This window comes from Enterococcus sp. AZ079, from assembly GCF_050547255.1.
Lineage (GTDB): Bacteria > Bacillota > Bacilli > Lactobacillales > Enterococcaceae > Enterococcus_D > Enterococcus_D casseliflavus.
This window is the reverse complement of record NZ_CP172955.1, coordinates 1,621,864-1,640,901: the sequence shown is the minus strand read 5'-3', so window position 1 is coordinate 1,640,901 and position 19,038 is coordinate 1,621,864. Positions and strand designations below refer to the sequence as shown.

Sequence of the window (19,038 nt, the reverse complement as noted above, 5' to 3'; positions counted from 1 at the left end):
TATTTTTTACATGGATTCGATGAGTGCTTTGACTTTTTCAACAGGCATCGCTTTGCCAGTCCAAAGTTCAAATGCGGCTGCACCTTGATAGAGTAGCATGCTTAAGCCGTTTGCAGTTTTGGCGCCGACTGCTTTCGCATCTTTCAAAAGCTGCGTTTCTCTTGGATTATAGATGACATCATAGACAGCTAATGATTCCCGCAGGAGTGTTTTATCTTTCAGAGGACTTTCGGTATCATTTGGTTTCATTCCCACGCCCGTGGCATTTACCAATAAGCTGCTTTGATCGATGGCTGTTTTTAAAGCCATCTGATCTTCTAAGTCGGTTAAGGTAATTTCACAAGCTGTTTTTTGTGCAATCTGTGTTAATTTTTCTTGGATGATTGGATAAAACTCATCCTTGCGGTTAAAGACATGGATCGTTTTGACGCCGTCTAGTGCGGCTTGGCTACTGATCGCTGTCGCCGCTCCACCAGCTCCAATCACCGTCATGGTGTCGCCAAGGATGGATACTTGAATGTCCTCAAGAGCTCGCATAAAGCCGATGCCGTCTGTATTGTGCCCAATCAAGCGTCCTTCTTGATTGACGATCGTATTGATTGCGCCGATCAACTCGGCTGCTGGTGAACATTCATCCATCAGCGCTACAGCCGCCATTTTATGAGGCATCGATAAATTGACACCTAAGAGGTCCAACTGACGGATGCTTTGGATACTAGCGGCTAAATCATCCGGCTCAACATCAAAGGCCAGATACACGGCGTCGATCCCTTGTTCTTCAAAAGAAAGATTGTGCATCGCTGGAGAGATGCTGTGTTTGGCTGGTTTGGCAAATAGTGCCGCCAACCGTGTGTGTCCGGTTATCATTTGTTTCATCTGGTTCATTCCTTTCAACAAAAAAAGATGTCCACCGTAAATTTAAGAATCTACAGTGAACACCTTCAAACATTACATAACGACAGAGCCGATATGTGAATATAAAAAATAGCCACTATAGATTTTACGATCTACGTGGCTGCGAATTCATTACGAAATGCTCTAGCCATCATAGATACAAACTTAGCGTTTGTACCCATGCCTTCATGAATACAAACCTATCTAAAATAGCTAAAGTAATATTTATTCAGTTGTGTGGGGTTCGTTAGCAATAATTTTTGCATAGTCGTTCGCTCCAAACTGATGTAAGATTGACCTAAGTATAGGTTTAACTTTGAAAGATGTCAATGATTTTTTCTTATTTTTTTCATTTATTTGATTGTTTTTTTTGAAAACACTGTTCTATCAAGGGTTTATAAGTCATCCTCAAAGAACAATAATAGTTCAGGTAAGCTTAATTGCGCTTTTTCCTCTGCTGAAAGATCTTTGACGATCTCCCCTTTTCTGAGCAGGATCAAGCGGTCTCCGTATTTTAATGCATCTTCCATCCGATGGGTGATCATTAGACAGGTCAGGTTTTGTTCTTCCACGCGTTTTGCAGTGATTTGCATCAGCTGTTTGGAGGTCTTTGGATCTAACGCAGCCGTATGTTCATCTAGCAACAACAGTTTTGGAGTTTGGATCGTTGCCATCAATAAACTTAGTGCCTGTCGTTGACCACCAGATAAACTGCCCGTTGGCGTATCCAAATGATTTTCCAACCCGTTGCCGATTTCTTTACAAAGTGCAAAGAACATTTCCCTTTGTCCTTGGAGTTGTCGAAGACCAAGTGACCGTTTTTGCCCTCTTTTTTGGGCTAACAGCAGATTTTCTGCCACTGTCATACGGGGAGCAGTGCCCATTTTCGGATCTTGGAAAACCCGCGCCAAAAAGCGTGCGCGTTTTTCTTCCGAAAGTGTAGTCACATTTTGATCATCGATCATCACTTGCCCACTCGTCAAGGGCATGGTGCCTGAGATGCAGTTGAATAACGTGCTTTTGCCGGCGCCGTTTCCTCCAACGACCGTGACAAATTCTCCTGGCTTTAAAGAAAGATCGATTTTATTCAAGAGTACTTTTTTCTCATTTGGTCCGTTGCCGACAACTTTAAAGGCTTTTTTTAAGGCTAACATTATTCGTCCTCCGTTTCAAAACCAGTGCGTAGATGCAAGGCTTGTTTAAATTGAGGGATCAACAAGCAGATCGTCAAGACGATTGCAGAGAAGATCTTCAAGTAGGTCGTATCAAATCCAGCTTTGATCACAAATAGGATCAATAATTGGTAAATAATGCTGCCAATCACAATAGCGATCAAACGTTCCAGCAAGGTCAGTTCCCCGTATAACACTTCACCAATGATGATTGACGCCAGTCCGATAACGATCACACCGATACCTTTGCTTATGTCGGCATAGCCGTCATTTTGCGCAATCAATGCGCCTGAGAGTGCGATCACGCCATTGGAGACGATCAATCCAATGATTTTCATTCGATCGGTATTGATCCCCATCGATTTTGCCATATGCTCATTATCACCTGTAGCGATGTAAGCTTGACCCAAATTTGTATGGAAAAAGTAAACCAAGACGCCCCCGATCAACAAGACCATGATCAATCCAATGATCACCGTATCATAATAATTCGGTAAATTCATTCTAGTAAAAAAATCTTGAATTTTCGGTTGGTTTAATAAAGAGAGGTTGGGTGAGCGCATCACAAACAGCATGACCGAGTTCAATGAAGACATCACCAAGATTCCAGCTAAAATCACGGGAATTTTGCCTTTTGTATAAAGAAGTCCTGTCACACAGCCCGCACACATCCCAGCCAATACTCCTAAACAAGTCGCTAAGACGGGCGACACCCCATGGGTGATCGCTGTCACACAGACAGCACCGCCTAACGGAAAGGACCCTTCCGTCGTCATATCCGGGAAATTTAAAATTCGATAGGTCATAAAAATCCCTAATCCCAGGATTCCCCAAAGTAGTCCTTGCCCTATTGCTGAAACAATCATCATTCTTCCTCCATATTCTTACAAGTTTTCTCTTTCAAGACCCTCTCGATGATCGCAGGTGGTCGCTGTTCTTGGTTGTTACTCGTCACTTGCTTCGCTTTCTGGCGTCGTTGTAATCAGTTTCGCCTCGTCTTTGAGGTTTTCTGGGATAGTGATGCCCAATAACTGCGCCTGAGTTTCATTGATGATCGTTTCGCCATCGCTGAATGTATAGATCGGTGTTGTCGCAGGTTCTGCTGTCCCATCAAGAATTGCTGCCACCATCTTCCCAGTTTCCACGCCTATCGTAAATTGATCTTGTCCGACCGTTGCCAAACCGCCTTGTTCCACCATCGTGTCTACGGAAGTAATGATTGGTGTTTTTGATTTATTGGCTTCTTGAACTACGGTCTGCATAGCATTTGCGATCGTATTGTCTAACGGAATATAGATAAAATCGACTTCCCGTGCCATCACTTGGACCATTTGCGCAATTTCATTACTTGAAGGAACGGCATACGATTTGCTGGTCAAGCCATTTTCTTCGGCAGCAGCTTCTGCTTCTGCCACTTGGTATTTCGAATTGTCTTCGGTCGAAGAATACAAAATACCGACTGTTTTTGCCTCTGGCAGCAAATCTTTTGCTAGTTTGATTTGTGCAGCAACTGGTGCTTTATCGGAAACACCAGTGATATTGCCGCCGGGTTGATCCATATCTGCCACCAGATTTGCCCCAACTGGATCAGTGACCGCTCCTAAAACGATCGGTACATCCTGAGTGACATTCGCCAACGCTTGTGCTGCGGGTGTTGCTACCCCAACCAAAACGTCGGCATCTTTATTTAGCAGCTGCTGACTCATCGTTGCCAATTTGCTTTGATCCGCTTGACCGTTCTGGAATTCGATCGTCAAGTTGTCCCCTTCGGTATAGCCTGATTCTTTAAGGCCTTCTTTGATCCCCTCGGTGATCGCATCCAGTGCTTCATGACTGACAAATTGTAGGATCCCGACTGTTTTTTCAGCTTTTTCTACTGGTTCCGAAGTCTCACTAGCTTGATTGGTCCCACTTCTCATTCCTAACTGATAGACAAATGTCGCTCCTAAAAATAATAAAATAACGGCAACCGATGCAATTAATCCCTTGTTTTTCATTTTTCATTCTCCTTTTTCTGCTTACGTTTTTCGTGTTTTTCATTTTATGGTTTTTGAGAACAAAAAAAGCAACTGCCTATGTGACGGCAATTGCAAGTAAGCAAAAGCCGCATAGAAGCTTGTCCTATGCGGCGATAAATTCAACTACCAGCATAGATACAGCACTTTAGAAGGTTCTCTAAAAAGTTGTATCTATGGAATGAGGTCCCATCAATACAACTATCTACGCCAGTTTTGCCATGATTTCACTTGCAATGGAATAAATAGTTTCATGATTGTTCCTCCTTCTCAACTTGTTTTCTTTCTTGATTGAATTCAGTTTAGCTTATTGATAAAAAAACGTCAACAATTTTCTGTCAAATTGTCAGATTTTTTTATCGATCATTGGCCGAAGAACGAATCGTCCACATCGGTAAACGATTCAATTCTGGGATGAATTCCGTCGTTGGCTGCTCAAATGAATCAAAGGTAAAGCGATTTTTCTCAATCCCTTCTTCATAAAAAATAAACGTCACTTTATCAGGATCAACGCTGTATTCATTGGAGAAAAAAGCCGCATCATAGACGATTGGATAATAAAAAAATGTCCGATTCAGCTCATCTTCTTGCGCTTGGATCAGATCAAATACTTGATCGAGTTGAGGTCCGTTGGGCTTACTAAACATCACTGAGATCGCTCGTGTTTCACGAATCGTCTTGTCTGCAGTCAGATAAGGCAATGGCTGTACTTTTTCTGACGGCAGCTTGTCAAAAGCGATCCGATCCACTAAAGAAGCATTGATACTATTTTGAGAAAAGACGATCAAACCTGCGAAGACCAGTGCGAAAAGAATTCCCCCGATCAGCGTGAAAATCGTTTTTTTCTGATCTCGATAAAGATCATCTAAAAAAGCTTGCCAGCTTTCAACTATTTTTTCTTTCGTGTAATGAACAAAGTTCCTAACTTGTTCCATAATTTGCCCACCTTTTTTAAAAATCCTACTATTAATTCATACTATCAATTCCCTCCTAGAACGTCAAGAAACTTCACATTTCTTCGATAATTCGGTAAGATAAAAGAAAACGGTAAAGGAGTCATTATGCATAATCTAGCTGATTCATTGATGTCTGGAGCCAATCCCATCTTCGATTTCATCGTTGTCTGTTTGAACTTTCTCTCCATTTTTGTCATCGTTTGGGGTGTATTGATCGCAGGCATTGACTTTGTGCGCTACGAATTAACAGAAAAGGATCGATTGGTGGCAGCCAGAGAGAATAATTTTATCCGCAATTATTTAGGGAGCTATGTCTTATTAGGTCTGGAGATCTTGATTGCAGCAGATATTATTGAGACGATCATCCACCCTACTTTCGAAGACATCGTACGTCTAGCTGCCGTCGTTATTATTCGGACAGTCATCTCTTATTTCTTGAATAAGGAAATCGAGCGTGCACTGCAAACCACCGATCACCAACCTACCAAGAAAAAGGAAAGCTAGCTGCCATGGCTTTTCTTTGGATTCTTCGGTATAATAGATAGGAATATTTGACATTGGAAGGATCAATCCCTCAGTCAAACTATTCTTAAAAGAAAAGAGGGAAACAATATGTCTTTTGATGGTGTCTTTACCCATTTAATGGTCCAAGAATTACAAAATCAATTAACCAGTGGACGTGTAAACAAAATTCATCAACCTTATGAAAATGAGGTCGTATTTGTGATTCGTTCCCAAGGGAAAAATCACAAACTTTTGCTATCCGCACACCCCACCTATGCTCGTGTACAATGCACAACGATCGCCTATAGCAATCCAGAAACCCCACCGAATTTCTTGATGATGCTACGGAAATATTTAGAAGGGGCGATCTTAGAATCAATCGAACAAATCGACAATGACCGTGTGATCCATTTTCATTTCACGCGACGAGATGAATTAGGTGATTTGCAAGCCCTCGTCTTGATCGTCGAACTAATGGGCCGTCACAGTACGATTTTATTAATGAATAAGACGAGCGGAAAAATCGTCGATACGATCAAACACATTGGTCATTCACAAAATACGTATCGTACCTTATTGCCAGGTGCTGTCTATGTTGCACCACCAAAGCAATCGACGCTTAATCCTTTCACAGCCTCTCGCACCAAGATTTTTGAAGAATTATCTACTCTTGATCCATTGACGGCAAAAGAACTTCAACAACGATTCCAAGGCTTAGGCCGCGATACAGCAGAAGAATTGATCGCTCGAATCAATGCCAATCCCAATGAAAAACTGCGTCAGTGGGAAGCTTTCTTTACAGAGCTTACCCAGGAGCTAGCACCAAGTTATCTCCAGTCAGAGAAAAAGGAATATTTTACACCAATTCCCTATCCATCATTAATCGATGCGACCACCACTGTCACCCATTATCAGAGTCTGAGCGAGCTTTTAGATGCGTTTTATCACGACAAGGCGGAAAGAGATCGGGTCAAACAACAAGGTGGCGAATTACTAAAGAAGATTGAGAATGAACTGAAACGGAACCAATTGAAGTTAAAGAAACGCCAACAAACGTTGATCGATTCAGAAAACGCCGAAGAATTCCGTCAAAAAGGTGAGCTTTTGACGACCTTTATGAATCAAGTCCCCCGTGGTGCTGCATCAGTTGATTTGGAAAATTACTATGATGAGAATCGGCTTTTGACGATCAAACTCGATCCTGCTCTTTCTCCCAATCAAAATGCTCAGAAATATTTTCAACGTTACCAGAAATTAAAAAATGCAGTCAAACTGATCCATCAGCAGATTGCCGAAACGAAAGAAGAAATCGCGTATCTCGAATCCGTGTTAGCCCAATTAGAAATTGCCTCTCCCATGGATCTGGCGGTTATTCGGGAAGAACTGATCGCACAAGGCTATGTCAAAAATCGGGCGAAACAGCGTAAAAAAGCTGCTCCTTCGCAACCAGAACGATTTCTTTCTTCAGACGGAACTGAAATTTTCGTCGGAAAAAACAATTTACAAAATGACCAACTGACCTTAAAAACAGCTCGTAAGAGTGATATCTGGCTGCATACCAAAAATATTCCTGGCTCTCATGTCATCATTCGTTCGGATGATCCTAGTGAGACAACCTTAATGGAAGCTGCAGAGCTTGCCGCATATTTCTCAAAATATCGTCAATCTGCCCAAGTACCAGTGGACTACGTGCAAGTCAAACATATTCGGAAACCGAATGGTGCCAAGCCTGGATTCGTCATTTATGAGAATCAAAAAACACTTTTTGTGACACCTGATGAGGGAATTTTGAGATTAAAACAGTCCTAGCTGTTCCTAAGTCTATTCGGATCAAAAAATCATAAAGTAATCAATCAAAGAACCGACCACAAAAGCGCAGCGAAGCTACACGCGCTTGTGATCGGTTTTTATGCTTTTTCGTTCTATCTACTGCTCTTTCAGCAACAATTTTCCTTAGCTTGAACCACAAAAGGCAAGCCTTCTCAGAATTCAGCCATCGACGTATCTGCTAGATCCGCTAGAATGGCAAATGAAAATCTCCTGCAGCCAATAGGTTCTGCTGGCTAATAAATCCCGCCATCCTCCATAGTGACTTTCTTCTCAAAATCAAAATGATACAGCTTTTCCCAGTGATTGATATTCAACGTTCCTTTGGTCAAACGGATCGCTAGAAAACAACAGCCTTTATCATCCTCATTGTTAACTTCGTCGTACCAGACAAAGGCTTTGCGAATTTTGCTTCTTAATTCTGCATTTTTAGGGTCTAGCACCCACCCTAAATTCTCTCCTTGACCGATCGCAGTAAACCATTCACCACTGACAGCAATCGCAACTGCTGAATTCTTACTGATTTGCTTCATTTTGTTTGATTGCTCATGAGTTGACACGTAAAAAACGCCGTCTTCATAAAAAGCATCTACTTCTCGGACGACTGGCTGTGTTCCTCCCTTGTCATTCTCGTTACAAGCAGTCGTGGCAAGGGCGATCACATTGTCTTTAAAATGTCCGAATTTTTCTTCAAGTAGCTTTACTCCTTCTTCAAACTGAGTCATTGTACTGTTCCTCCTTACATCTCACTTCTTTTTTTAAAAGGAATCCATAATTCAACATGAACGACCTGATTTTCTTTTTTTTGATAAAGCTCAGGGAAAAAATCCTCAGCAATCCACCCATTCTTCTTTAACCAGAAACGGGTATAGCGCATCGCTTTCCCCATATTGATGATCAGTTGCTCTGAAATCGTATCAAAACTGCAAACAACGTAATCCCGAGCCGGTAGCGTCCATTCACTGAAGGTCGATCCCTGTGAGTCATCACCTACTTGGCCAACAAAGTAACTCGAATAGCCTTCTGGCGCATCTCCTGGAAACGAAACACCGATCTGGTAGTTGGCTTTTCCCGGTTGATGGGCAATCTTTTGAAGAAATTCATGCCAAATTTCTTCAATCGGGTCGATCCCTGTTCGTTGCCCTAGCATTTTCCCATAGTTGAATGGGTAGTAACCGACGATCCCATAGAAGACCAGCGGATGCGGATTGCTTTTTTTCTGGATTTCTAAAACAACCCCTTCACTGATCAATGGGATACCCTCTTCCGTCACAATATAGCCTAATGAAAGATCTGGCTTATCAAAGTTTTGTAAGCCAATGGGCTTTTTCTGATAAAGTGAGGGTGAAATTCTATAGACCGTTTTAAACGTTCTTGAAAAAACGGCATGACTGCTAAAGCCGACTTCAAAAGCGACATCAATGACTCGCTTCTTTTGGTTTTTCAATAAAAGCGCACCTCTTGCCAAACGACGCAGTTTTATATATTCCCTAACAGAAATTTTAACCAAACGAGTGAATAAGCGCTGATAATAAAAAACGGACAATGATGCAACTTGCGCCAACGTATCGATCTCTAATGGCTCGGTAAGATTGTCTTCAATATAATCGATTGATTTTTGGATTGCCTCCCATGCATGCATATGAATTTCCTTTCTTTTACTATAAAATAATTCGCTAAAAAAGCTTTACCGTGTCTGCTCTTTTTCAATTGATTTAATTGTGTTTTATTTCACAGGAAAACGAATGCTTAGAACCTGCTTATTGATTAGTTTAGCATAGCCTTTGTGCTCGATGGCTATGAAAATAAAAAAAGACGAGGATTTGAAGCGACCCCCAAAAGTTAGACCAGAAAATCTAACTTTTGGGGGTCGTTATTTGTATGGCAAAATATCCTTTTGAATTAAAACTAAAAATCGTTAAAGAATATCTTAGTGGCGTGGGCGGATATCGGTATCTTGCCAACAAATACGGTATTTCAAGCAAGTCTCAAGTAAGTAATTGGGTGAATGCCTATCGTGAATACGGAGAGGAAGGTCTATTGAGAAAACATCAAAATCAGAAATATTCTGTTCAATTTAAGTTAAATGCGCTAGAGTTATATCAAACAAGTGAGATGTCCTATCGAAAAGTTGCTAGCACTTTAGAAATGAACAACCCTGCGCTTATTGCCAATTGGATGCGTAATTTCAGAGAAGCAGGTATTGAGGGGCTCTCAAAAGAGAAAGGGCGACCACTTACTTTGACTAGAAAAAAAGAAAACAAAAAAGAAAATACAACAACTGAAGAACGCGAGCGTATCAAGGCATTAGAAAAGCAAGTCCGATCCCTTCAAATTGAGAATGCCTTTTTAAAAGAGTTGAGGAAGCTGCGAAAACAGGAAGCCCAGCAAAGACGCAAGAATCAATCGCACGAATCATCGCCAGCCTCCGAGGATCATTCAAACTAGTTGAGCTTCTTGAAACATTGAAATTTCCTAAAGCAACCTATATGTATTGGCAGAAACGGTTTGACAGACCAAACCCAGACCAAGAAATTGAAGAAAAAATGCTTGAAATTCGCAAAGAGCATAAAGATTATGGCTGTCTGCGACTAAAAAAAGAATTAGAGAATCAAGGGATTCATGTCAATAAAAAGAAGATTCAACGTCTGATAAAAAAACTAGGTATCGAAGTAAAGTCTTACACTCGAAAATCTCGACGGTACAATTCTTATCGTGGGAAGGTTGGCACTGTCGCCAAAAATCGTATTCATCGTCGGTTTTATACAAATATCTGTCACCAAAAAATTACAACTGATACCACAGAGTTTAAGTATTATGAAGTAGACACCACAGGTGTCGTTCGTCAGAAAAAGCTGTATTTAGATCCTTTCATGGATTTCTACAATAGTGAAATTCTATCTTATCGGATTTCTGAAAAACCAAACGCACTAGCCATAATGGAAGGATTAGAAGAAGCAATCCAGATGACAAATGATTGTCCATTTCGTAGAACCTTCCATTCAGATCAAGGATGGGCCTATCAAATGAATGCTTATAAGAATAAATTGAAGCAGCATAAAATCTTCCAGAGTATGTCTCGTAAAGGGAATTGTTTAGATAACTCACCTATGGAAAACTTCTTTGGTTTATTAAAGCAAGAGATTTTTCATGGAGAAGTCTATCGGAGTTTAGATGAATTGAAAACAAAAATTGACCAATATATCTATTATTACAACCATAAACGCATCAAAAAGAAATTAAATTGGCGAAGTCCGGTTCAGTTTCGAGAAGCTGTAAAAACAGCTGTCTAACTGTTAATTTTATCGTACAAAAAAGGAGTGGATTTCTCCACTCCATAAAAGTCTAACTTTTTGGGGTCACTACAATTTTCGTCTTTTTTTCGTTCGTTTTTAAACGATTGTATTGTTAGAAGGTTCCCACTACGTCGGGTTTTATAGGATAATCAGAAGAGAAGTCCGAGAAAAACTACGCAAAAGGGACCATTTTTATAAATCAATAGAAATAAATAGGCCGATCTTTGCGGTCTTGTAATGGGCGATTATTATTTTCTAATACTTCTTCGCGGAATTCTAAAATGAAGCGACGACTCATCTCACCAATCCAGTCAAAGACAAACCAGTTGATTGGCCCTTTCGTTGGCGGGGTCGTCAAGGAACCCACATAATGAAAATGATGAGTGCGCTCTGGCAAGAACATGCTCGGATCAAACCATTGGGTATGGTTCTCAAAGTCCCAGATGCTGTCGTCTTGCTGATTGCAGATCCAGTTGAGTTTATCCGTCAGTTTGAATAAGATACCCACCACCAAGTTTTCTCCGTCCTCATTCATATGAACGAGGTGAAACTCTAACTCTTGCTGCTCGTCATCGATAATGTGTTCAGACGGCATGTGAAAATGAATATCCGTCAAATAGTAGTTGATCCCTTTAAATGTGACATAGCTTTCTTTGTTATAAGGAACGAAGTGAATCGTATTTTTGAATTCTTTTTCCGTGAACCGCTCTCGTTTATAGTGAAAAGCCAAGTCCTGATCGATGGGTTCTTCGGTCTCATCGTGGACTAAAGCGATTGGGGATTGGTAAGGAAATTCGGCACCTTGTGCATACCAGTCGCACAAAGTGTGCCAATGTTCAGGTCCATTGTCTCCAGAATAACTCCAGGGAACGTCCATATTTCTTTTCAAAAAAAACAGCCTCCTAATTCAAGTTGACAGCAAGGTATAGCCCTTCCTATCAAAAAACTTTCTCCCAATGCTATCAGAAAATAGGTAAAAATAAAACGAATATGCTTGGTCATTCCCTCACATATCCGTTTCTTATTTCAATTCCTTATTCACTCAACCAGGCAGCAGGATCTTTACGCCACTCTTGTAACAGGGCAACATCAGACTCTTGAATAGCACCCGTTTCTAAAGCCGACTCGATCAACGCTGTATAGTTTGTCAAAGTCACATAGGATAAACCTGCTTGATCAAAATTTTCTTGGACTTGAGGCAGCTCGTAAGTAAAGATCGCAGCGACGCCTAATACATCGGCTCCTTCTCTTTTGGCTGCTTCACAAGCTTCTAAGACACTGCCACCTGTTGACAATAAATCTTCAATGACGACCATTTTTTGATTTGGTTTAATACGCCCTTCAATTTGATTGCCTTTACCGTGTTCTTTTGCTTTGCTGCGAATATAAACCATTGGCAAATCTAACAATTCAGCGACCCATGCAGCATGGGGAATCCCAGCTGTTGCGGTCCCTGCAATCACTTCTGCTTCTGGGTAAGTCGTTTTGATGACTGCAGCTAAGCCTTTCGCAATGGCGCGACGTACATGTGGATAACTCATAGTGATTCGATTGTCGCAGTAAATAGGGCTTTTGATGCCGCTTGCCCAAGTAAATGGTTCATTCGGTCGTAAGAAAATCGCCTCGATGTCTAAAAGATCTTTGGCAATTTGATTGGATTGTTCTTTCATTGGCTAGCTTCCTTCCATTCTTGTTTTATTTGCAGATAACTTTCATACGGTGCCTTAGATTGGGTGATTGGACGTCCCACAACGATCATGGTAGCCCCTGCTTTACGAGCTTGTGCAGGTGTCATGATCCGTTTTTGATCACCAACTTCACTGCCAGCTGGTCGGATACCAGGCGTCAAGCGGATGAAGGCATCCGTTGTCCTTTGTTTGATCTGCTTTGCTTCGTGAGCGGAGCAAACAACACCGTCTAACCCAGCTTTTTGGGCACAAGTGGCGTAATGGATGACACTTTCTTGCAGTGACGTCATGATCTGCTGATCATGATGCATTTGTGCCTCACTAGTGGAGGTCAATTGGGTAACTGCAATCAAATCAGGAACTTTGTGTCCTGCGGGGGTTCCTTTTTGTAGGCCTATTTTTGCAGCAGTCATCATTTCGATCCCGCCGGCTGCATGAACATTCGTCAAAGCAACTCCTAACGAAGCTAAGCGTTCCATTGCTCGTCCTACTGTATTGGGAATATCATGTAGTTTTAAATCTAAAAAGATATCATGGCCACAGTCTTTTAACCAAGTAACGATCGCTGGTCCTTCTTGGTAGAAAATCTCCATTCCCACTTTCACAAACAACTTTTCCTCTATAGGAAATTGCGCTAAAAAAGTTTCAATAGCCTGTTTGTTAGGAAAATCTAAGGCAATAATTGGCCGTTCACTCATCACATGTGCTCCTCTCTCACTTCTTTTATCAGCTGTTCCAAAGAAGGGATCCCTAATTCTGCCATTCGGATAGGCAATTCTTCAATCAACTTTGGGCAAATGTAAGGATCGGTAAAGTTTGCGGTTCCGACTGCAACAGCACTAGCACCTGCCAGATACATTTCAAGGACATCATCCACTGACATCACGCCCCCCATGCCAATAATTGGTAATTGAGAAACTTGCGCCACTTGTTTGATCAGGCGAATCGCCACTGGTTTGATTGACGGACCAGACAAGCCCCCCGTTTGGTTAGCTAAAATTGGTTTCCGTGTTTTTAGATCGATCCGCATGCCTAAAAGTGTATTGATCATCGTAAACCCGTCGGCGCCGCCTGCTTCGATCGCTTGCGCAATTGGGACGATATCCGTCACATTCGGCGAAAGTTTGACATAGATCGGCACTTGCGAGACTTTTTTGACCGCTTCAGTCAATGCACCAGCAACCGCAGGATCGGTTCCGAACGTGATGCCGCCATGCTTGACGTTCGGGCAAGAGATATTCAATTCGATCGCTTTGACATTTTCTGCCTGACTGATTTCCTGACACACAAGAACATAATCTTCGACGGTCGAACCAGCAACATTCGCGATGATTGGCAAATCGGGGTGTTTTTGAGCTAAGTCGGGTAAAATTTGATTCATGACCGCTTCTAACCCAGGATTTTGCAACCCGATGGCATTCAACATACCGCTAGGCGTTTCTGCTACCCTTGGGGTCGGATTGCCGAAACGCGGTTCAGGTGTGGTCGCTTTGATCATCACCGCACCTAATTGACTGATGTCATAATATTTATCATATTCTGCACCAAACCCAAAACAGCCGCTGGCAGGCATGATCGGATTTTTCAGGCTCAATCCGGGTAGCTCGACATTGATCGACATTAAATGACCACCTTTCTCGCCTGAAATACAGGCCCTTCGTCACAAACTTTGACACTTTTTGTGCCTTGTTCATCATCTTTCGTATGGCAAACACAGGCATAACAGGCACCCATCCCGCAAGCCATTCGCGCCTCCATTGATAATTGAACATCTGGAAGGTCTTCGAAAAGCTGGGCGGTGGTTTTTAAAAGACCGTTATTTCCGCAAGCAAAGACCGCCGCAGGTGTTTGCTCTGCAGCTAATAACAGGTTGCCAACATTTCCTTGTAAACCCGCGCTGCCATCATCGGTAGCGATCCTCGTATCTCCCAGTGCGCGAAATTCCTCTTCATAATACATGACGTCTTTGCTGGCAAAGCCCAAAAAGTGAATGACGTGGACGCCTTGTTGCGTCAGGCGTTTCGATAATTCATAGAGCGGCGGTACACCGATCCCGCCACCGACGATAAATGCAGTGTCCCCCTGGTTTAAATGATGATAGCGAAACCCATTTCCTAACGGCCCCATCACATCGATTGGATCACCAACAGTCATTTCTGAAAAAATTCTTGTGCCATCTCCTTCGACCCGATAAATGATTCGGCATTCTTTTTTCTCAGCATCAATATGATTGATACTGATCGGTCGGCGAAGAAGAAAGGCATTTTGAGGAACCCGCAGGTGTAGAAATTGCCCTGGGGTCCTCATCTCATTGACTAATTCACCCGTCAATGTCATTTCAAAAATCCGCGGTGCCAGTTGACGCTGTTTGCTGATGGTCATGATTTCTTGCTTCATCAAAAAACTCCTTTATCTGCGTTAAATTGCTTTTGTTGAAAAACTGCGGGATTCCATCACTTTTAGAATCGCATCCGCTGTATCAAGAGAAGTAAAGGTCGGTACACCATGTTCCACCGCTTCTCGGCGGATGATAAATCCGTCTTCCGTTGCATTTTGGCGATCTTTGTCCATGGTATTGACTACTACTTGGGTCGTTCCTTTACGGATCAAATCAACAACCGTTTCTTCTGCTTGCTGTTCGGAAATCTTGGCAACCCGAGTCACTTGTAGTCCTTTTTCTTCAAAGTAATCGGCGGTTCCATTGGTAGCCAATAAGGTAAAGCCGACCTCTACGAAACGCGCTGCCAGCGCTGCGGCCTCTTCTTTGCTTTCGTCTGCAACGGTGAAAAGTGCTTTTCCAAATTCAGGAATATGCAGGCCTGATGCCTCAAAAGCTTTATAAAGTGCTTTTGCCAAATCTTTGTCTGATCCCATTACTTCACCCGTTGATTTCATTTCAGGGCCTAAGTAAGTATCGACTTTTAAAAGTTTTGTAAAGGAGAAGACAGGTGCTTTGATGTGTACTTCATTTGGTGTTGGCGCAAGTCCGTCTTGATAACCTAACGCTGTGATCTCATCTCCGAGAATCGCCTTCGTGGCAATTTGTGCCATTGGGATCTCTGTTACCTTGCTTAAAAATGGTACGGTTCGGCTAGCACGAGGGTTTACTTCAATGACATACACTTTGTTCTCATGGATGACAAATTGGATATTCATCATACCGATACAATTTAAACCTAATGCCAAGCGTTTGGTATATTCTTCGATCGTTGCAATTAATTCATCCGAAAGATTTTGCGGTGGATAGACCGCCATTGAATCTCCTGAATGGACCCCTGCACGCTCGATATGTTCCATGATTCCAGGAATCAAAACAGTTTTGCCGTCACAGATAGCATCGACTTCACATTCTTTACCGACCAAGTAACGATCGACCAAGACAGGATGTTCTGGTGATGCTTTCACTGCATGACGCATATAATCTTCTAAATCGGCTTGGTTTTCCACGATTTCCATCGCACGTCCCCCTAAGACATAACTTGGGCGGACTAAAACAGGATAGCCGATTTCTTGAGCGATGGCGATCGCTTCTTGTTCGTTCGTCGCTGTATCCCCTGGTGGTTGCGGAATATCTAGCGCTTGTAATGCTTGCTCAAAGAGATCACGATTTTCGGCACGATCAAGATCTTCAATGCTGGTGCCTAAGATTTTGACCCCAGCTTTTACTAAAGGCTCTGCTAAGTTGATCGCCGTTTGCCCGCCAAATTGGACGATGACCCCAATGGGTTGTTCCAAATCGATGACGTGTAAGACATCCTCTAAGGTCAATGGTTCAAAGTACAGCTTGTCGGAGATAGAAAAGTCAGTCGAAACCGTTTCAGGATTACTGTTCATGATGATCGCTTCATAGCCAGCAGCTTGGATCGCTTTCACCGAGTGCACTGTCGCATAATCGAACTCCACCCCTTGTCCGATTCGGATCGGTCCAGAACCTAGGACAAGAACAGATTCTTTTTCACTGCGCTTGCTTTCATTCTCAAACTCATAGGTGCTGTAGAAATAAGGTGTTGCAGATTCAAATTCGGCGGCACATGTATCTACCATTTTGTAGACGGGCAAAATCTTTTGCTCATGACGCAGCGTACGGATCTCAGCTTCCGTGGTTTCCCACAGCTCAGCAATCTTTTTATCCGTAAAGCCATTTTGCTTGGCTTTTTTCAACACATCAAGGGATTGTGGTTCGTTTGCTAATGCTCGTTCGATCTCAAAGATGTGAAGCATCTTATCCAAGAAGAACAAGTCGATTTTCGTCATTTCGTTCAAATCTTCGATGGTGTACCCTCTTCGGATGGCTTCCATGACGTAGAATAGGCGATCATCCTGCGCCTTGATGACTTTTTCCATCAGATCATTGTCAGAAAGAGCTTCTAATTCTTTCATTTCGATATGGTGTGTGCCGATCTCCAATGAACGAACGGCTTTTAATAATGACTCTTCAATATTACGACCGATCGCCATCACTTCACCAGTCGCTTTCATTTGTGTTCCTAATCGACGTTCCCCAGTTTCAAACTTGTCAAACGGCCAGCGAGGAATTTTTGCGACGACATAGTCAAGGGCGGGTTCAAATTCTGCATACGTCGTTTCTGTGACTGGATTTTTCATTTCATCCAATGTTAAACCGACGGCAATTTTCGCTGCCAGTTTGGCAATCGGGTACCCTGTAGCTTTACTTGCTAACGCAGAGGAACGTGAGACCCGTGGATTTACTTCAATGACATAGTAGTTGAAGCTATTAGGATCAAGCGCCAATTGAACGTTACAGCCACCTTCGATTTTTAACGCGCGGATGATTTTTAATGAGGCATCCCGTAACATTTGGTATTCATGGTCTGACAAAGTTTGGCTCGGCGCAAAGACGATGGAATCGCCGGTGTGGATACCGACTGGATCGAAGTTTTCCATATTACAAACGACGATCGCGTTGTCAGCAGAATCTCGCATCACTTCATATTCGATCTCTTTATATCCAGCAATACTCCGTTCAATCAAGCATTGGGTCACTGGCGAGAGCTTCAAGCCGTTTTCAGCGATTTGGCGAAGTTCTTCTTCATTGTTACACATGCCGCCGCCCGTTCCCCCTAGCGTAAATGCTGGACGAACAATGATTGGAAAGCCGATTTTTTTCGCAAAATCAACTGCTGCTTCCACCGTTGACACGATTTCGGATTCTGGGATCGGTTGATCCAATTCTTCCATTAATTGTTTGAATAGATCTCTGTCTTCTGCCTGGTCGATTGCTGCTAATTTGGTTCCTAGCAACTCAATTCCTAATTCATCCAAAATACCTGAGTTGGCTAATTCCATCGCCATGTTCAAGCCCGTTTGTCCACCTAATGTCGGTAAAATTGCATCAGGTTGTTCTTTACGTAAAATCCGTGAGACAAACTCAAATGTGATTGGTTCAATGTAGACTTTGTCAGCAATTTCTTTGTCCGTCATGATCGTTGCGGGATTCGAATTGACTAACACCACTTCGTAGCCTTCTTCTCGTAATGCTAAACAAGCTTGTGTACCAGCATAATCAAACTCTGCCGCTTGTCCTATAATAATCGGTCCAGAACCGATAACCATGATTTTCTTGATATCTGTACGTTTTGGCATATTAGTTCTGCTCCTTCCATGCATCGATCATCTCTAAAAATTCGTCAAATAAGTGGACTGCATCATGCGGGCCCGGTGCCGCATCTGGGTGGTATTGGACACTGAATGCTGGGTAGCGGCGATGACGAACCCCTTCGATCGTGCCATCGTTCACTTCGACGTGGGTTACCATTAGTTTTTCTGGATCGATGGATGCTTCATCCACAGCAAAGCCATGGTTTTGTGAGGTAAAATCGATCCGACCAGTGGCGATCTCTCTTACCGGATGGTTTAATCCGCGGTGACCGAATTTCATTTTATAGGTATCTGCCCCATTCGCTAATGAGAAGAGCTGATGGCCTAAACAAATCCCGAAGATCGGTACCTTGCCTTGAATCCCTTGTATCATTTTAATTGCTTCTGGCAAGCTTTTAGGATCACCCGGTCCATTTGTCAGCATTACACCATCTGGTGCGAGGTCTAAAATTTCTTGCGCTGTCGTATTGTATGGCAAAATCGTTAAATTGCAGTTGCGGCGTGACAACTCCCGTAAAATACTGTGCTTCAAGCCGAAGTCGATGACCACGATATTGCGACCCGTTCCAGGACTTGGATAAGGTTTTGAGGTAGAAACTTGTGCCACTTGATTGGTTGGTAAAACCGCCGCTTTTAATTGATCAAAGGCATGGTCAAAGACATCTCCTGCATCAACGATACTCGCTTTCATGGTCCCATGTTGACGGATCTTTCTTGTCAGCGCGCGTGTATCGATTCCTGCGATCCCTGGAATATTTTTGCGTTTTAAAAATTCATCTAACGTCAGCTGTTTCCGCCAATTGCTCGCTAGACGCGCGTGTTCTTTCACAACGACCCCTTTACAAGTCGGTGAAATTGATTCGTAGTCGTCTCGGTTGACGCCGTAATTTCCAACCATCGGATACGTAAACGTAATGATTTGTCCGTTAAAGCTTTGATCCGTAATGGCTTCTTGATAGCCCGTCATGCTGGTGGTAAAAACAATCTCACCAAAAACATTGATACTGGCACCAAAGCCTTCGCCTTCAAAGTATGTTCCATCTTCTAAAATAAGCCAACGTTTCATA

The 19,038-nt window shown here is 42.6% G+C and carries 18 protein-coding genes; 4 read left to right on the top strand and 14 right to left on the bottom strand.

Annotated elements, in window-relative coordinates; all coding sequences use genetic code 11:
• Window positions 1–6: 6 nt before the first annotated feature.
• The 5 genes from IGJ15_RS07895 to IGJ15_RS07875 all read right to left on the bottom strand — a co-directional run bounded on the left by IGJ15_RS07895 (window position 7) and on the right by IGJ15_RS07875 (window position 5,016).
• The gene (locus IGJ15_RS07895) at window positions 7–876 is read right to left on the bottom strand and encodes a shikimate dehydrogenase (RefSeq protein ID WP_430599437.1); all 870 of its coding nucleotides are present in this window, start codon (window positions 874–876) and stop codon (window positions 7–9) included.
• Window positions 877–1,289: 413 nt separating this feature from the next.
• Window positions 1,290–2,048 (bottom strand): ABC transporter ATP-binding protein, encoded by a 759-nt coding sequence (locus IGJ15_RS07890; RefSeq protein WP_005226102.1) that lies wholly within the window; start codon window positions 2,046–2,048, stop codon window positions 1,290–1,292.
• Window positions 2,048–2,932: an ABC transporter permease gene (locus tag IGJ15_RS07885; protein ID WP_010748362.1), complete on the bottom strand. Its 885-nt coding sequence runs from the start codon at window positions 2,930–2,932 to the stop codon at window positions 2,048–2,050. Before IGJ15_RS07885 ends, IGJ15_RS07890 begins: the two co-directional genes overlap by 1 nt.
• 78 nt (window positions 2,933–3,010) lie before the next feature.
• Window positions 3,011–4,063, bottom strand: coding sequence for a tryptophan ABC transporter substrate-binding protein (trpX, locus tag IGJ15_RS07880; protein WP_010748363.1), 1,053 nt, complete (start codon window positions 4,061–4,063; stop codon window positions 3,011–3,013).
• Between the two features lie 374 nt (window positions 4,064–4,437).
• Complete coding sequence (locus IGJ15_RS07875; protein ID WP_142968438.1) at window positions 4,438–5,016, bottom strand: hypothetical protein; 579 nt, start codon at window positions 5,014–5,016, stop codon at window positions 4,438–4,440.
• A gap of 126 nt (window positions 5,017–5,142) precedes the next feature.
• On the opposite strand from IGJ15_RS07875, the gene IGJ15_RS07870 reads away from it, so the two are divergent.
• Together IGJ15_RS07870 and efbA are read left to right on the top strand one after the other, a co-directional pair.
• A complete protein-coding gene (locus tag IGJ15_RS07870) occupies window positions 5,143–5,541 on the top strand; it encodes a DUF1622 domain-containing protein (protein WP_010748365.1) in 399 nt (132 codons plus the stop codon).
• A gap of 108 nt (window positions 5,542–5,649) precedes the next feature.
• Entirely contained in the window at window positions 5,650–7,350 is a 1,701-nt protein-coding gene (gene efbA, locus IGJ15_RS07865; RefSeq protein WP_156236187.1) for a fibronectin-binding protein EfbA, read from the top strand.
• A gap of 254 nt (window positions 7,351–7,604) precedes the next feature.
• On the opposite strand, the gene IGJ15_RS07860 is transcribed toward efbA, so the two are convergent.
• The gene (locus IGJ15_RS07860) at window positions 7,605–8,093 is read right to left on the bottom strand and encodes a pyridoxamine 5'-phosphate oxidase family protein (RefSeq protein ID WP_142968440.1); all 489 of its coding nucleotides are present in this window, start codon (window positions 8,091–8,093) and stop codon (window positions 7,605–7,607) included.
• Window positions 8,094–8,107: 14 nt separating this feature from the next.
• Window positions 8,108–9,010 (bottom strand): AraC family transcriptional regulator, encoded by a 903-nt coding sequence (locus IGJ15_RS07855; RefSeq protein WP_142968441.1) that lies wholly within the window; start codon window positions 9,008–9,010, stop codon window positions 8,108–8,110.
• Between the two features lie 239 nt (window positions 9,011–9,249).
• Between IGJ15_RS07855 and IGJ15_RS07850 the strand changes: the two genes are divergently transcribed.
• Both IGJ15_RS07850 and IGJ15_RS07845 read left to right on the top strand, forming a co-directional pair.
• Complete coding sequence (locus IGJ15_RS07850; RefSeq protein WP_430599436.1) at window positions 9,250–9,816, top strand: transposase; 567 nt, start codon at window positions 9,250–9,252, stop codon at window positions 9,814–9,816.
• Window positions 9,774–10,661, top strand: coding sequence for an IS3 family transposase (locus tag IGJ15_RS07845; protein ID WP_317756472.1), 888 nt, complete (start codon window positions 9,774–9,776; stop codon window positions 10,659–10,661). Before IGJ15_RS07850 ends, IGJ15_RS07845 begins: the two co-directional genes overlap by 43 nt.
• Before the next feature lie 202 nt (window positions 10,662–10,863).
• Here the strand turns inward: IGJ15_RS07845 and IGJ15_RS07840 are convergent, their stop codons facing one another.
• The 7 genes from IGJ15_RS07840 to IGJ15_RS07810 form a co-directional block, all read right to left on the bottom strand.
• Window positions 10,864–11,541 (bottom strand): carbonic anhydrase family protein, encoded by a 678-nt coding sequence (locus tag IGJ15_RS07840; RefSeq protein WP_074535795.1) that lies wholly within the window; start codon window positions 11,539–11,541, stop codon window positions 10,864–10,866.
• Between the two features lie 157 nt (window positions 11,542–11,698).
• Window positions 11,699–12,334 (bottom strand): orotate phosphoribosyltransferase, encoded by a 636-nt coding sequence (gene pyrE / locus IGJ15_RS07835; RefSeq protein ID WP_074535794.1) that lies wholly within the window; start codon window positions 12,332–12,334, stop codon window positions 11,699–11,701.
• Complete coding sequence (pyrF, locus tag IGJ15_RS07830) at window positions 12,331–13,050, bottom strand: orotidine-5'-phosphate decarboxylase (RefSeq protein ID WP_142968443.1); 720 nt, start codon at window positions 13,048–13,050, stop codon at window positions 12,331–12,333. Before pyrF ends, pyrE begins: the two co-directional genes overlap by 4 nt.
• Window positions 13,050–13,973, bottom strand: coding sequence for a dihydroorotate dehydrogenase (locus tag IGJ15_RS07825; RefSeq protein WP_005226113.1), 924 nt, complete (start codon window positions 13,971–13,973; stop codon window positions 13,050–13,052). The genes pyrF and IGJ15_RS07825 overlap by 1 nt, the downstream gene beginning before the upstream one ends.
• Entirely contained in the window at window positions 13,973–14,749 is a 777-nt protein-coding gene (locus IGJ15_RS07820) for a dihydroorotate dehydrogenase electron transfer subunit (RefSeq protein WP_005226114.1), read from the bottom strand. Before IGJ15_RS07820 ends, IGJ15_RS07825 begins: the two co-directional genes overlap by 1 nt.
• Window positions 14,750–14,770: 21 nt before the next feature.
• Window positions 14,771–17,956 (bottom strand): carbamoyl-phosphate synthase large subunit, encoded by a 3,186-nt coding sequence (gene carB / locus IGJ15_RS07815; RefSeq protein ID WP_333719171.1) that lies wholly within the window; start codon window positions 17,954–17,956, stop codon window positions 14,771–14,773.
• A 1-nt stretch (window position 17,957) separates the two neighbouring features.
• Window positions 17,958–19,037: a carbamoyl phosphate synthase small subunit gene (locus tag IGJ15_RS07810; RefSeq protein WP_005235984.1), complete on the bottom strand. Its 1,080-nt coding sequence runs from the start codon at window positions 19,035–19,037 to the stop codon at window positions 17,958–17,960.
• Between the last annotated feature and the right edge of the window lies 1 nt (window position 19,038).